This window comes from Amycolatopsis sp. (assembly GCF_035546795.1).
GTDB lineage: Bacteria > Actinomycetota > Actinomycetes > Mycobacteriales > Pseudonocardiaceae > Amycolatopsis_E.
Genome location: NZ_DASZWC010000021.1, coordinates 18,310 through 32,674, shown reverse-complemented (window position 1 = coordinate 32,674; position 14,365 = coordinate 18,310). Strand labels below are relative to the sequence as shown.

Sequence of the window (14,365 nt, the reverse complement as noted above, 5' to 3'; positions counted from 1 at the left end):
ATCATGGTCGACGGACCCTCGAGCGAAGGTATCGACGTAGCCGCATTGAAGCGGAAGTACCGGGACGAGCGCGACAAGCGGCTCGGCGCCGACCGCCGCGATCTGCCAGAGCTCACCGGACCACTCGCGCGGTACGTCGATGATCCGTACACGAAGCCGTCCGGCCGGCCCCTGCGCGCGGACCGGGTGGACGTGGTGGTCGTCGGCGCGGGCCTGGGCGGGCTGATGATCGGCGCCGCGCTGCGCGACGTGGGGGTCGAACGGATCCGGCTCATCGACACGGCGGGCGACGTCGGCGGGGTCTGGTACTGGAACCGTTATCCCGGTGCCCGGTGCGACGTCGAATCGCTGATCTACCTGCCACTGCTGGAAGAAGTCGGCGGCCCGCTGCCCAGCGAGAAGTACGCGCCCGCCGCGGAAATCCTCGCGCACGCCCAGCGGATCGCCAAGCACTACGGTCTGTACGAGGACGCCCTGTTCCAGACGACCGTGGAAGGCATGGAATGGGAGCAGTCGCGGTCGGAATGGGTCACCAGGACCGACCGGGGTGACGAGATCCGGTCCCGGTTCGTGATACTGGCCAACGGCCCCCTGACACGCCTGAAACTGCCCGCGGTGCCCGGGATCGAGACGTTCGGCGGAACGGCTTTCCACACCAGCAGGTGGGATTTCTCCTACACCGGCGGGACTTCCGACACGGACCCGACCGAGCTCGGCGACAAGGTGGTGGGCGTCGTGGGTACCGGCGCGACGGCCATCCAGTGCGTGCCGCCGCTGGCGCGGTCGGCGAAGCACCTGTTCGTCTTCCAGCGCACCCCGTCGACGATCAGCGTCCGCGACAACCACCGGTTCGACCCGGAATGGCTGTCCAGCCTGGAACCGGGCTGGCAGGCGAAGCGGATGCGCAACTTCATCGACGTGCTCTACGGCGGTGACCCGGCCGAGGATCTCATCGACGACGGCTGGACCCACGTCTGGCGCGACCTGTTCGTCAACCCGGCCTTCGCCACGATGACGCCCGCCGAACTGGCCGCGGCGAAGGAACTCGCGGACGCCCGCAAGATGGAAGAGGTGCGCGGGCGGGTCGCCCGGATCGTGCGGGACCCGAACACCGCGGAGGCCCTGAAGCCCTACTACGCCTACATCTGCAAGCGCCCGGGATTCAGCGACGAATACCTCGACACGTTCAACCGCGACAACGTCACGCTGGTGGACACCTTGGGGCGCGGGCTGGAAGGGGTCACCCCTTCGGGCGTGGTCGCCAACGGCCGGAGCTACGACCTGGACTGCCTGGTCTTCGCGACCGGGTTCGAATCCGCCGAGGCCGGCTCGTCGTTCACCCGCCGGATCGGGTTCGACGTGCTGGGCCGGGACGGGGTGAGCCTGTCCGGAAAGTGGGCGGACGGCCTGGCGACCCTGCACGGGCTGATGACCGCGAGGTTCCCCAACATGTTCGTGCAGCCTGCGCCCGGCTCGCAGAACACCGAGCCTGCCAACTACGTGCACACGATGCAGGAGAACGCCCGGCACATGGCTTACGTCATCGGGGAGGTGCGCCGCCGCGGCGCCCGCACCTTCGAGGTGACCGCCGAGGCCGAAGAGAGCTGGGTGCGCACGATCCTGGACCGCGCGATCGACGACGCGGCATTCCTCGAGGCGTGCACGCCCGGCCGCCGCAACGCCGACGGGCACGCCGATGTCCGCCCGGCCGCCAACAAGAACTTCGGCGGCGGGCCACTGGAGTTCTACCGGATTCTCGGGGAATGGCGCGCCGAGGGCACCCTTCCCGGCCTGTCCCTGGACACCTGAGCGATTCCCGTTGGCGGGACTCGCGTGAGTCCCGCCCGGGGTCAGGGTTTCGTGCGGATGATGTCGAACTGGCCGGCACCGTAGCGCGACCTCAGCGCCTTTTTGTCGAACTTGCCCACGGTCGTCTTCGGTATCGCGTCGACGAAGGCCCAGTTCTCCGGCACCTGCCAGCCGGCGACCTTGCCGGCGAGGAACTCCGCAAGTTCCGACGGCGCAACGGTTTCGCGTGCGACGACGAGGGCGAGCGGCCGTTCCGTCCACTTCTCGTCCGGTATTCCGATGACCGCGGCCTCCAGCACGTGCGGGCTGCCCATCAAAAGGGTTTCGAGCTCGACCGACGAGATCCATTCCCCGCCCGACTTGATCACGTCCTTGGCCCGGTCGGTGATCCGGAAGAAGCCGCGCGGGTCGATGGTGCCGATGTCCCCGGTGCGGAGCCAGCCGCCGTGGAACTTCTCCGGCGCCTCGGTGCGGTGGTACGAGCCGGTGATCCACGGGCCGCGAACCTCGATCTCGCCCGCCGACCGGCCGTCCCACGGCAGGACCGCGCCGTTCGTGCCGACCGTGCGCATCTGCACGCCGGCCAGCACACGACCGGACATCATCCGCCAGTCGATCTCTTCGGGCGAGCCGGGTTCGACCCCGGCGGGCGGATGGGCCATGCCGCCCAGCGGCGACGTTTCGGTCATGCCCCAGCCCTGGATGATGCGGAGCCCGTGGCCGGTTTCGAAGGCCTCGACGAGCGAGCGCGGGATGGCCGCTCCGCCCGAGGTCCCGAGCCGCACCGAGGACAGGTCCACCTCATGGGTGCGGGCGTGCTGGTGGAGGCCGGACCAGATCGTCGGCACGGCCGCGGCGACGGTGGCGCGCTCCGCCGCGATGAACCCGGCGATGTCGGCGGGGCTCATGAACCGGCCGGGCAGCAGCACCGACGAGCCGGAAAGGAAGGCGGTGTAAGGAATTCCCCAGGCGTTGACGTGGAACATCGGGACCAGCGCGAGCCACCGGTCGCTCTCGCGGGGTCCCGTCGCCTGCGTGGACAGTGTCCCCAGTGCGTGCAGGAACATCGACCGGTGGGAATAGACCACCCCTTTGGGATCCCCGGTCGTCCCGCTCGTGTAACACATCGTCGCGGGCGAGCGTTCGTCGAGTTCGGGCCAGTCGAAGACGGGTTCCTCGGCGGCCAGCAGGTCCGAATACCGGTAGGCGGGCTTGTTCAGGTCCTCGATGGGCGCGTCACCGACCACGATGAAGGCTTCCACCGTCGCGAATTCGTCCTGCGCGGCCACGATCTGCGGCAGCAGCGTGCCGTCCACGATGATCAGCCTGTCTTCGGCGTGGTTGACGATGTCGGCCAACTGCCGCGGCGTGAGGCGGATGTTCAGCGTGTGCAGCACGGCTCCCATGCCGGGCACCGCGTAATACGCTTCGAGATGCGCCCGGGTGTTCCACGAAAACGTGCCGACCCGGTCGCCGCGCGCGATGCCGAGGTTCGCCAGCGCGCGGGCCAGCCGCCGGGCGTCGGCCCCGATCTCGGCGTAGGTGACGTGTTCGGCCCCGCCGCCCTGCCAGGTGACGCATTCACTTTCTCCGAACACGCGGCTGCCGTGTTCGAGGATCGCGGACACCGTGAGCGGGAAGTCGTCCTGCATCGTGCTGGTGATCACCACGGCCTCCGCTACTTCTCCAGGCGGACGAAATGCCGCTCCCTGCCGAGCAACCCGTTGGCCCGCAACACGTACGCGCCATACGACTGCCCGTCTTCGGCCAGCCGGCGGAGCATCACGTATTGCGCTTCGCCGGACTCTTCGTCCTTGCAGATCCGGTAGTGCGTCCGCTCGTCCACATACACCGACCGGACGAGCCCGTAGCTCGTGCCGACCGTGAAGCGAGCATTCGACATGGTGCGCTGCCGGAATCCCGCCATCGCGGCTTCGTCACCGCGGCCGATCACCTCGCGCACCTCGTAACGGGCCCATTCCCGGTCGTCGAACCGCGTGGTGTATCCCATCCGGACGGTCGGGTCGACACCCAGCAGCACCTCGTAGTCCTGCACGTCACCCTCGGTGCGGATGGTGATGATCTCGTCGCCCACCTCGTCGGCGATGTACTTTTCCTGGTCCGGGTCCCACACCCGGGACTTCCCGGTGTCGATCTGCCAGGTCCCGTCGAATGTCACAGCCATGGCCGCCACCTCCACTGGTGTCTAGTTCCAGACCTCGATGAGCCGATCCCGGTATGTCCGCAGGTCGGTCTCTTCGCGAAGTTCCGTGAGCGAGCGAATCCGCTCGAAGCCTGCCGCCACACTCTCCAGGCTGGGATCGCGCTCCGAGACTCCCTCGCTCGACGCGAGCAGGATCTTCGCCATGTGCCCGCGTCCGGTGGCGAACACCTCACCGTTGGCGCGGCAGCTTTCGTGCGCCAGGAAACACGCGAGCGGGGCGGCGTTGGCCGCGGAGTTCACGTCGGTCGTCCGCCGCGCCGAGTTCTCCGCCGAGTCGGCGTCGAGCGCCGTTCCCTGCATCCGTGTCTCCGCGCCCGGCATGACGGCGTTGACCCGCACACCCGCGGCGGCTCCTTCGCACGCGACGCTGCGCATGAGCCCGAGCACGCTCGCTTTGGCGACGTTGTAGGCGACGGTGTGGCGGGAGCCGAGCATTCCGGCGGAGACGGTGAAGACCACCGCGCCCCGCGATTCGACCAGGGCGGGCCACGCGGCCTGCGTCACGTTCAAGGCGCCGAACAGGTGCACGTTCAGCTGCCGCTGAAGCAGATCCGTTGTCAGTTCGGGGAAAGAGTTCGTCGAGATGATGCCGGCGTTGTTGATGAGCGCGTCCAGGCGCCCGAAGCCCGCGACGGCGTCCGCGACGATGGCGCCGGCCTGAGCGGGGTCCGCGATGTCGCTGTAGTTCGCGACCGCCTTGCCACCCTCGCGCCGGATTTCCGCGACGAGCCGGTCCGCCGCCTCCGTCGACGAACCGCCACCGTCCATTTTGGTCCCTAGATCGTTGACGACGACACTCGCCCCGCGCTCGGCCAGGAGCCGTGCGTAGGCCGCCCCGAGCCCCCGCCCGGCGCCGGTCACCGCGACGACCTTGCCGTCGAACCGGACTTCGGTCACTGTGCTGCTCCCCGGCTCGATCGGCGTTTCACAGGATGGCCATGGCGTTCGCCGGAGATCCGACACCGGCCATGGAGTGCAGGGGCGCGCTCGTCAGGAAGAACTCGTGGCGGCCCCGCTCCGCGCACCGGGCGGCGAGGGTTTCCAGCGCCCACAGTTCACCGATCCCCATCCCGAACTGTCCCAGCAGGAACCGGTGCAGGATCCCGAACGGGAACTGTTCCGCCGAGCGGTCCATCGGCCAGACCTCGAGCGAGGGCGCGTCGGAGGCGACGGCGGCGGCATGGGTGTTCCACAGGTATCTGGCCATGTCCTCGGTGTGCTCCAGCCCGCAGGCCCGCAGATCCTCCCTCGTGGAGATGCGCCGCCGCTCCCGCGCCGGAAGCGAGTCGTACCAGCGGAGGAAACCGGTGCGCAGAATGATGACGTCACCGGGCAGGAACTCGACTCCCGCGGCCCGTCGTGCGCGCTCCAGGTCCTCGACCGAAAACGTGTGTGTGCTGCCCGGATCGTACGCGTCGGAGGTCCGTTCCAGATCCAGCAGCACTCCCCGCGTCGCAATTCCCTTGCGCGCCCAGTGCCCTATCGTGTTGCGGTTCTCCGTCAGGACCGCGTCGAGCGTGGCGCCGTTGTAGAAGCTGTCGACGTCATAGGCGACATGCCCCAGCCCGTCCCATTGGGAGGACGCCTGGGGGTTGAAGCCGTTGTAGACCTCGTCGAGGCCCTGCTTGTCGGCGGCGATCTTCTTTTCGAGCGCATAGGCGGTCCGCCCGAACAGCGGCGGATCGAAATGGTCCAACGGCAGGTCGAGCGGGATCACCTCACCCGTCGCGACGAGCCTGGCGGCGGACGCGGTGACCTCGGGGGTGATCAGGTTCAGCAGACCGAGATTGTCGTCGTCACCGAAGAGTCCCCACGCGCTTCGGCCACCACGCGCAGCGCGCGGCAGTTCGTCATAATCCGGAAGATGCACCCTTGCCTCCTCTTTGGCCGCCCGCCGTCGCACGGCCTGGCCGGTCGCCGCCAAACGCAGGTTATCCTACCGGCCGGTCGGTTGTCCGTCTACCATGATCCGCAGTGAACGAACTCAGGAGGCAAGGGTGAGCACAACGGTGTCGCGCGCGGAATTGTCGCCCATCCGGTTCCTGCTGCGCGCCGCGTCGGTGTGGGCGGACCGCACCGCGGTCGTCGACGGCAACCGGACCTGGACCTACGCCGGGCATCTGGACCGGGTCGAGGCACTGGCCGGAGCGCTCGGCGCGACGTTCGGGACCGGAGCGGGCGACCGCGTCGCGACCCTGCTGGCCAACGTCGCACCGATGCTCGAAGCCCACTACGCGGTGCCCGGGCTCGGTGCCGTACTGGTCCCCCTCAACACGCGACTCACCGCGGCCGACTACCGCTACATCCTGGAACACAGCGGGGCGGCCGTCGTGATCGCGGACCGCGCGTTCGCCCCGGCACTCGCCCCGGTGGCCGACGAACTCCCCGGGCTGCGAATCCTGTGGACCGGCGACGAAGGCTACGAAGACCTGCTCGCCAAGGCCGCGCGACGGCCACTTTCCGTTCCGGCGGACGAAAACGCGCTGATCTCGATCAATTACACCTCGGGCACGACAGGCCGCCCGAAGGGCGTGATGACCACGCACCGGGGCGCATACCTGCACACGCTGGGCGTGCTGCCCGAGGCGATGCTGACGCCCAGCAGCGCCTACCTGTGGACCCTGCCGATGTTCCACTGCAACGGGTGGGCCTACACCTGGGCCGTCACCGCGGCCGGCGGCACCCACGTCTGCCTGCCCAAGGTGGAGGGAAAAGCCTTGTGGGAGGCCATGGACAGGCATCGCGTCACGCACCTGTGCGCGGCGCCGACGGTGCTCTCGACGCTGCTGACCGATCCCGCGGCGCACCCCGTCGAGCATCCGGTCCAGGTGTTCGTCGGCGGTGCTCCCCCGGCGCCCGCGCTCATCGAACGCGCCCAGCGGCTCGGGATCGCCGTGACCCACCTCTACGGGCTGACCGAGACCTACGGGCCATTGGCCGTCTGCGCGTGGAACCCGGACTGGGACGCACTCGACGCACCCGCCCGGTCGCGGCTGCGCGCGCGCCAGGGCGTGGGCACGATCGTGTCCGAGCCGCTTCGCGTGGTGGACAAGGACATGCGGGACGTGCCGGCCGACGCCGCGACGATGGGTGAGGTCGTCATGCGGGGCAACAACGTGATGCTCGGCTACTACCGTGACGAGGCCGCGACCGCCGAGGCGTTCCGCGGCGGCTGGTTCCACTCGGGCGACCTCGCCGTGCTGCACCCCGACGGATACATCGAACTGCGGGACCGCGCCAAGGACGTGATCATCTCCGGCGGCGAGAACATCTCGACGATCGAGGTGGAGCAGGCGCTCGCCGCCCACCCGGCAGTCGTCGAGGTCGCTGTCGTCGCGGCTCCCGACGAACGGTGGGGCGAGGTGCCGGTTGCCTTCGTCATCACCGGCGAAACCCGTCCCGGCGCGGAGGAGCTCATCGAGTTCGCGCGCGAACGGATCGCGCGGTTCAAGGTGCCCAAGCGGATCGAGTTCGTCACCGACCTCCCCAGGACCGGCACCGGCAAGATCCAGAAGTTCCGGCTGCGCGAGCGCGCCGCCGACCGTCCGACGTGACCGGTCTCCTCCCGAACCCGCTGGACCTTGGACCGACCGGCCGGTAGGCTCACGGGGTCGGGAGGATGGATAGACTTCATGAGCAGGACGATTTACGGCCCGGACCATCAGGATTTCCGGCGCACCGTCCGCGGCTTCGTGGAAACCGAGGCACAGCCGAACTACGCCCGCTACTGCGAACAACGGCTCATCGACCGCGACCTGTGGTTGAAGGCCGGTTCCCTCGGTCTGCTCGGCCTGCACGTGCCCGAGCGGTACGGCGGCGGTGACGCGGCGGACTGGCGGTTCACCGCGGTGGTGCTCGAAGAGCTGTCCCGCTTCTCCAGCGGACTGTCTTCGAGCTTCGGGATCCACTGCGACATCGTGGCGCCGTACCTGTGCGACCTGACCGACGACGGGCAGAAAACGCGGTGGCTGCCCGGTTTCGCGTCCGGCGAGCTGATCACGGCCATCGGGATGACCGAGCCCGGCGGCGGCAGCGATCTGGCGAACCTGCGCACCACGGCACGGAAAACCGGGGACGGCTGGCTGCTCAACGGCGCGAAGACGTTCATCACCAACGGTTCGCGCGCGGACCTGGTCGTGGTCGCCGCTCGCACCGCACCGGGCAGGGCGTCGCGTGGCATCTCGTTGTTCGTCGTCGAGGCGGGCACGCCGGGGTTCGCGCGCGGCACGAAGCTGGACAAGGTCGGGCAGGCCGAATCCGACACCGCCGAGCTGTTCTTCGACGACGCGGTCGTGCCGCCGGAAAACCTGCTCGGCGAGGAGGGGCGCGGTTTCGTCTACATGATGCAGCGGCTGCCGCAGGAACGACTCAACTGCGCGGTGTCCAACCTCGCCAACGCCGGCGCGGTGCTGGCGGAGACGTTGCGCTATGTCAAGTCCCGCAAGGCTTTCGGCACACCGATCGGAAGTTTCCAGCACAACCGGTTCAAGCTCGCGGAGATGACGACCGCGCTGGACGTCGCGCGTTCCTACGTGCAGGACTGCGTGCTGGCGCACGTCGCCGGCGAGCTCACGGCGGTTCAGGCCGCGAAGGCGAAATGGTGGTCGGCGCAGGTGCAGAACGACATCCTCGACAACTGCGTCCAGCTCCACGGCGGCTACGGGTACATGCGGGAGTCGCCGGTGGCGCGGGCGTGGCTGGACGGCCGGGTGTCGAAGATCTGGGCCGGCACCAACGAAATCATGAAGGAGATCATCGGTCGTGACCTGGGTATCTGAAGCGGCTCCCGCGGTGTCGCCCGGTGGGTCGCCGGCGGGGCTCCGGGTGTGGGTGACCGGCGCCAGCCGCGGGCTCGGCCGGGCGATAGCGGCCGATCTGAGCGCGGCGGGCGCCAGGCTGGCACTGACCTCCCGCACCGACGCGGCACTCGCGGAGATCCACGAGGTGTGCGGTGAAGACGCGCTGCGCGTCCCTGGTTCAGTGGCCGACGAGGACGACCTGTCGCGCATGTCGAAGCTGATCGAGCGTGAGTGGGACGGACTGGACGCGGTCGTGCACTGTGCCGGTATCAGCCCGGCGTTCCTGCGTGCCGACAAACTGGATGTCCGGACCTGGCGGGAGATCGTGGACGTCAACCTGACCGGGACGTTCCTGGTCTGCAAGGCCGCGGCGTCCCTGATGACCGGCGGTGGCTCGATCATCACCACGTCGAGCGTGCACGCCCGCTCGGGCGCCGCGCGGCTGGCGGCCTACAGCGCGACGAAGGGCGCGGTGGAATCGCTGACCCGGGCCCTCGCGCTCGACTGGGCCGGCCGCGGGATCCGGGTGAACTGCCTCGCACCGGGTTATTTCGAGACGGACATGACGGAAGACCTTGCCCGCAACGAAAACCACCGCGCCCGGCTGCTACGGCACATCCCGATGGGCGTGCTGGGCACGCCGTCGCAGCTCGTGGAGATGGTCCGCGTCCTGCTGGGCCCCGGTGGGAGCTACATCACCGGCTCGGTGCTCGCCGTCGACGGCGGGTGGAGCGCGTACTGAACCGCGGGCGAGGCGTCAGTGTGAGTCCGTCCGGCACAGTGGGCCCAGTACCGAGGCGACGAGCCGCAAGCTCTCGTCCAGTCTGGCGATGAAGGCCGCGCGATCGTCGTCGACCTGGAGCCAGCCGCGCAACTGGGCGACGAACCCGCCATGGAAAGCGCCCGCGACCACCATCGGGACGGTCGAATCCGGCACGGCGCCGAGTACGCCGGCGAGGTAGCCGGTGATCACCCGCTTCCAGCGCTCCCAGTGCTCGTAGGACTCCGCCCGCAGTTCCGCGACCGTGTCGAGCAGCTTGAACCGTTCCAGCCAGACATCGCTGTCGTAGACGGCGTCCCGGGTCGACACGACCACGGCCGCGCGCACCACGTCGAGCGGGTCCGCGCCGGGCTCCGCGGCCTCGATCTCCCTGGCCAGCCTGGCGATCGTGTCGTCGAAGGCATACCAGATGACCCCGGGCTTCGACCGGAAGTAGCGGAAGAACGTGGTACGGCCGATGCCCGCCGCGGACACGATCGCGTCCACGGTCACGTTCTCGTAGCCGTCCCGCTGCATCAAGGCGATGGCAGCCTGCTCCACCACCTCGCGGCTGGCCGCGTGTGGCCGTCCTCTCCCGCGGCGGACCGGCTGTGCTGACACCCGCGTCAGTCTAGCCATCACCCGTCACATTGATTTTTGGAACTGAGGCCCACTATTCTGGAGAGGTGCCGACAGAACCCTCGAACGGGGCACTGCCGACCGGCCGCCACCGCCGGTGGCGGCAAGCGATCCGTACGGAAAGGCACGAACTGATGGGTAAGCTCGATGGCAAGGTGGCCATCATCACCGGCGCCGCCCAGGGCATGGGTGAAGCACACGCACGACGCTTCGTCGCCGAGGGCGCGAAGGTCGTGCTGACCGACCTCAACGAGGAGCGCGGCCAGGAGATCGCCAAGGAACTCGGCGACAACGCCCTGTTCATCCGGCACGACGTCACGTCGCCGGCCGAATGGAAGCAAGTCCTGCGGCAGGCCGAACAGGCCTTCGGCACGGTGACCGTCCTGGTGAACAACGCCGGCATCCTGGGCCCGCTCGTCGAAACGACGGAGTTCGACGAGGACGAGTACCTCAAGGTGTGCGCGGTCAACCAGCACTCCCAGTTCTACGGGATGAAGACCGTCATCCCGTCCATGCAGAAGGCGGGCGGTGGCGCCATCGTCAACATCTCCTCCACCGCGGGCATGGTCTCCATCGTCGGCGCGCCGAACCTCGCCTACGTCGGCAGCAAGTTCGCCTCCCGCGGCATGACCAAGCACGTCGCCGTCCAGTACGGACCCGACAACATCCGGGTCAACTCGGTCCATCCGGGATACATCAAGACCCCGATGATGGCGGCGGCCACCGACGCGGACGGCGGGGGCATCGCCGGGCAGGTCCCGCTTCGCCGGATGTCCGACCCCGACGAGGTTTCGAGTCTGGTGCTCTTCCTCGCCTCCGACGATTCCTCGTACATCAGCGGGATGGAGCACGTCATCGACGGAGGCCTCACCGCGCAATAGCCGTCACGGCACCAGGCCGCTGGTCCACAATGGACCATCGGCCCGGTGCCCCGGCTCCGCTCACGCCCGGTCCGTGGTGCCAGTGGTCCGCACCCTCAGCACGGCCGACAGCAACTTGCGGGTGTACTCGTCGGCGGGGTTCGCCCGCACTTCACGCCATTCCCCGGTCTCGACCGCGACGCCCTTGTACAGCACGACAACGCGCTGGGCGAGTGCGGAGACCGTGGCCATGTCGTGGGTGATCAGCAGGTACGACAGACCCAGCCGCTCCTGCAGTTCCCGGAGCGTCTCCAGGATGCGGCCACGCACCGACAGGTCCAGCGAAGCGGTCGGCTCATCCAGCACCACGAACTCCGGCTCGGTGACCACCGCACGCGCGATCCCGGCACGCTGCTGCTGCCCACCCGACAGTTCCCGCGGATACCGGTCCCACAAACCGGGGTCGAGATGCGCCAGCTCCAGTGCGTGCTCGGCCCTGGCGTGCCGCTCGGCCGCCGGGAGCCGGGGGAAGTGGATGTCCAGCGGCTCGGTCACCGACTGCCCCAGCGTCCGGCGCGGATTCAGCGCGAGTTCCGGCTCCTGCAGGACGATCGAGGTCCTGCGGCGGAACTCGGCGAGCCGTTCGCGGTCGAAGCCCGCGAAATCCTCGCCGCCGACGAGCAGCCTGCCCCGGTCGAACGCCTCCGCTCCCAGGCAGATCCGCCCGAGCGTCGACTTGCCGGAACCGCTCTCGCCGATCAGGCCGAGCGTGCCGCCAGGCTCGACGCTGAGCGAAACCCCGCGCACCGCTTCGACCGCGTTCGCGCCCTGCCCGTAGGTCTTGGTGACGTCTTCCAGTACGAGAGTGCTCACCGGGTCACCTCACCGGTGGCCGCCGCCACGAGCGAACGCGTGTAGTCGTGCGACGGCGAACCGAACACCTCGCCGAGGGTGCCCTCTTCGAGAACGCGGCCGGACCGCATGACCGACACCCGGTCGCAGTAGTGCGAGACCACGCCGAGGTCGTGCGTCACGATGAGCACGCTTTTGCCGTCCTCATGGCAGATCCCGCTCAGCTGGTCGAGAATTTCCCGCTGCACGGTCACATCCAGCGCGGTGGTCGGCTCGTCGGCCACCACCAGCTCCGGCTCCAGCAGCAACGACATCGCGATCACCACCCGCTGCGCCATCCCGCCCGACAACTCCCCGGCATAACGGGTCAGCACCCGCTCGGGCTGCCGGATCTCCAGCCGGGTCAGCATCTCCAGTGCCGCCTCGTCCGTCCACTTGCGACTTTTCCCGTGCCCGAGGGCGAACTCGCCAGGAGACTCGAGGAGCAGCGCGAACAGTTCACCCGGCGGCTGCTCGACGCCGTCGCGCGGCGCGCTGGATCACCGGCATGAGAGCGGCACGGTACCTGCTGCACAAGGTTTTCCTGATCGCTGTGGTCGGGCTCGGCGTGACGACCTTGCTGTTCGTGTTGTCGCGCCTGTCGGGTGATCCGGCGGTGCTGATGTCGCCGCCGGAGGCGAGCGCGCGGGTCATCTCCGCGACTCACGCGCGGCTCGGCTTGGACCAGCCGGCCATCGTCCAGTACCTGGACGCGGTTCGGGGCGCGTTCACCTTCGACTTCGGACAGTCGTTCTCCTTCCGGCGGCCTGCCGGAGAGCTGGCCTTGCAACGGCTCGGCCCGAGCCTGCGGCTGGTGGTCCCGGCGGTGGTCGTGGCCGCGGCGGCCGCGCTGGCGCTGGGGACGTTCGCGGCGCTGCGGCCGTCGAAGCGGCGCGGGCGGGTGATCATGGCGGTGGCGTTCGTCGCCGATGGCGTCCCGTACTTCGTGGTCGCACTGGTGCTGGTGTTCGCGGTGACGCTGCGCTGGTTGCCTACCACCGGGGACCAGGGTTTCGCGCCCCTGGTGATCCCCGTCGTGGTGCTCGCCGTGCTCGGATTCGCGACGCTGGCGCGGTTGGTGCGGGGGCAGTTGCTGGACGCGCTCGGGCAGGGCCCGGTGCTCTATGCGCGGTCGATGGGGGTGCCGCCGCGGCAGGTACTGATGCGGCACGCGCTGCCGCTCGCGGTTCCGCCGCTGCTGAGCTATCTGGGGATCCAGTTCTCCATCATGTTCGGGTCGCTGCTGATCCTGGAGCCGATGTTCGACTACGAAGGGCTCGGCGGGCTGCTGCTGAGCAGCGTGAACGACCGGGATTTCCCCGCGGTGCAAGCGTGTGTGTTCGTGATCGCGGTGTTCGTCACGGTGGTGAACCTGGCGATGGACGGCCTGGTGCGGCTGATCGATCCGCGGCTGGCCAAGGAGGTGAGCGCATGAGCACGGATACCCGTGAGCGGGCCGGTTCGCGGCTGCGGGAGGTCGCCGGGCGCGCCTGGGCGAGCCCGATGGGCAAGACGGCGGTGATCCTGCTGGGGGTGCTCGTGGTGGCCGCGGTGTTCGCGCCGCTGCTGGCGCCGTTCGATCCGGCGGCGCAGAACCTGCTGGCGACCGATCAGGCACCGTCGTGGCTGGGCGGTGCCGGCGGCCATCCGCTGGGCACGGACGGCCTCGGCCGGGACGTGCTCAGCCGGATCCTTTATGGACTGCGGCTGAGCCTGGCCATCGCCGTGCTGACCGCCACCGGCAGTGCCGTGCTGGGGCTGGCGCTGGGGCTGCCGGCCGGGTTCTACGAGCGGACCGCCGGGGCGGTCCTGTTGCGGCTGGCCGATATCCAGTTCGCGGTGCCGTTCGTCGCGGTGGGCATCGCGCTGGCCGCGGTGTTCGGGCCCGGCGTGGGGAAACTGATGATCGTGCTGGCGATCTGGGGCTGGACAAGCTATGCGCGGACCATCGCCGGCACGGTCGCGCAGGTGCGGCGGATGGACTTCATCACCGCCGCGCGGACGCAGGGCCTGTCCACGCCGCGCATTCTTCACCGGCATGTCGCACCGAACGTACTGGGACCGGTGCTCATTCTGTGGTCGACCACGGCGGGCGTGCTGGTACTGGTGGAAAGCGCGCTGAGCCTGCTCGGCCTCGGCGTGCAGCCGCCCGGTGTCTCGCTCGGCGCGATGCTCGCCGACGGTCAGTCCGCGTTGCGCCTTGCCTGGTGGTCGGTGGCCGCGCCGGGGGTGGTGCTGGTGCTCATCGTGCTGGCGTTCAACATGCTCGGCGATGCCCTGCGGGACGCGTTCAGCCCCGGCTCCGGCAAGGCCGTCACCGACCCGGAACTCACCTGATCATCCGCAAGGCCGGCGATCCGGTTCACCGCCGTCGGCAGAGCCG

The 14,365-nt window shown here is 69.1% G+C and carries 14 protein-coding genes; 7 read left to right on the top strand and 7 right to left on the bottom strand.

The genetic code is table 11. From position 1 onward, the window contains the following. Positions 1 to 3 precede the first annotated feature (3 nt). A complete protein-coding gene (locus VHD82_RS14525; RefSeq protein WP_325702723.1) occupies positions 4 to 1,809 on the top strand; it encodes an NAD(P)/FAD-dependent oxidoreductase in 1,806 nt (601 codons plus the stop codon). Positions 1,810 to 1,850: 41 nt separating this feature from the next. Here the strand turns inward: VHD82_RS14525 and VHD82_RS14520 are convergent, their stop codons facing one another. From VHD82_RS14520 to VHD82_RS14505, 4 genes are read right to left on the bottom strand one after another with little or no spacing between them, the layout of a single operon-like run. Continuing rightward, positions 1,851 to 3,473: a long-chain fatty acid--CoA ligase gene (locus VHD82_RS14520; protein ID WP_325702899.1), complete on the bottom strand. Its 1,623-nt coding sequence runs from the start codon at positions 3,471 to 3,473 to the stop codon at positions 1,851 to 1,853. Positions 3,474 to 3,487: 14 nt separating this feature from the next. Beyond that, positions 3,488 to 3,994 (bottom strand): hypothetical protein, encoded by a 507-nt coding sequence (locus VHD82_RS14515; RefSeq protein WP_325702720.1) that lies wholly within the window; start codon positions 3,992 to 3,994, stop codon positions 3,488 to 3,490. Between the two features lie 21 nt (positions 3,995 to 4,015). After that, positions 4,016 to 4,930 carry an SDR family NAD(P)-dependent oxidoreductase gene (locus tag VHD82_RS14510; RefSeq protein WP_325702716.1) on the bottom strand — a complete coding sequence of 305 codons (915 nt, stop codon included), beginning with the start codon at positions 4,928 to 4,930 and terminating at the stop codon, positions 4,016 to 4,018. 28 nt (positions 4,931 to 4,958) lie between these two features. Beyond that, complete coding sequence (locus tag VHD82_RS14505; protein WP_325702713.1) at positions 4,959 to 5,903, bottom strand: cyclase family protein; 945 nt, start codon at positions 5,901 to 5,903, stop codon at positions 4,959 to 4,961. A 94-nt stretch (positions 5,904 to 5,997) separates the two neighbouring features. Here VHD82_RS14505 and VHD82_RS14500 point away from each other — a divergent pair, with 94 nt between their 5' ends. The 3 genes from VHD82_RS14500 (at position 5,998) to VHD82_RS14490 (ending at position 9,574) form a co-directional block, all read left to right on the top strand. After that, positions 5,998 to 7,587, top strand: coding sequence for an AMP-binding protein (locus tag VHD82_RS14500; RefSeq protein ID WP_414637512.1), 1,590 nt, complete (start codon positions 5,998 to 6,000; stop codon positions 7,585 to 7,587). Positions 7,588 to 7,665: 78 nt separating this feature from the next. Then, positions 7,666 to 8,811, top strand: a complete 1,146-nt coding sequence (locus tag VHD82_RS14495; RefSeq protein WP_325702708.1) for an acyl-CoA dehydrogenase family protein — start codon at positions 7,666 to 7,668, stop codon at positions 8,809 to 8,811. Continuing rightward, positions 8,795 to 9,574, top strand: a complete 780-nt coding sequence (locus VHD82_RS14490; protein ID WP_325702705.1) for an SDR family NAD(P)-dependent oxidoreductase — start codon at positions 8,795 to 8,797, stop codon at positions 9,572 to 9,574. Before VHD82_RS14495 ends, VHD82_RS14490 begins: the two co-directional genes overlap by 17 nt. A gap of 15 nt (positions 9,575 to 9,589) precedes the next feature. Here the strand turns inward: VHD82_RS14490 and VHD82_RS14485 are convergent, their stop codons facing one another. Then, positions 9,590 to 10,213, bottom strand: a complete 624-nt coding sequence (locus tag VHD82_RS14485; RefSeq protein ID WP_325702702.1) for a TetR family transcriptional regulator — start codon at positions 10,211 to 10,213, stop codon at positions 9,590 to 9,592. Positions 10,214 to 10,365: 152 nt separating this feature from the next. Between VHD82_RS14485 and VHD82_RS14480 the strand changes: the two genes are divergently transcribed. Next, positions 10,366 to 11,112, top strand: coding sequence for a glucose 1-dehydrogenase (locus VHD82_RS14480; RefSeq protein WP_325702699.1), 747 nt, complete (start codon positions 10,366 to 10,368; stop codon positions 11,110 to 11,112). Between the two features lie 60 nt (positions 11,113 to 11,172). On the opposite strand, the gene VHD82_RS14475 is transcribed toward VHD82_RS14480, so the two are convergent. Together VHD82_RS14475 and VHD82_RS14470 are read right to left on the bottom strand one after the other, a co-directional pair. Continuing rightward, complete coding sequence (locus VHD82_RS14475) at positions 11,173 to 11,964, bottom strand: dipeptide/oligopeptide/nickel ABC transporter ATP-binding protein (RefSeq protein ID WP_325702696.1); 792 nt, start codon at positions 11,962 to 11,964, stop codon at positions 11,173 to 11,175. Next, complete coding sequence (locus VHD82_RS14470) at positions 11,961 to 12,431, bottom strand: ATP-binding cassette domain-containing protein (protein WP_325702896.1); 471 nt, start codon at positions 12,429 to 12,431, stop codon at positions 11,961 to 11,963. Before VHD82_RS14470 ends, VHD82_RS14475 begins: the two co-directional genes overlap by 4 nt. A 59-nt stretch (positions 12,432 to 12,490) precedes the next feature. Here VHD82_RS14470 and VHD82_RS14465 point away from each other — a divergent pair, with 59 nt between their 5' ends. Together VHD82_RS14465 and VHD82_RS14460 are read left to right on the top strand one after the other, a co-directional pair. Beyond that, on the top strand, positions 12,491 to 13,417 hold the full coding sequence (locus VHD82_RS14465) for an ABC transporter permease (protein WP_325702694.1): 927 nt from the start codon (positions 12,491 to 12,493) through the stop codon (positions 13,415 to 13,417). Then, complete coding sequence (locus VHD82_RS14460; protein WP_325702691.1) at positions 13,414 to 14,319, top strand: ABC transporter permease; 906 nt, start codon at positions 13,414 to 13,416, stop codon at positions 14,317 to 14,319. Before VHD82_RS14465 ends, VHD82_RS14460 begins: the two co-directional genes overlap by 4 nt. Positions 14,320 to 14,365: the final 46 nt, after the last annotated feature.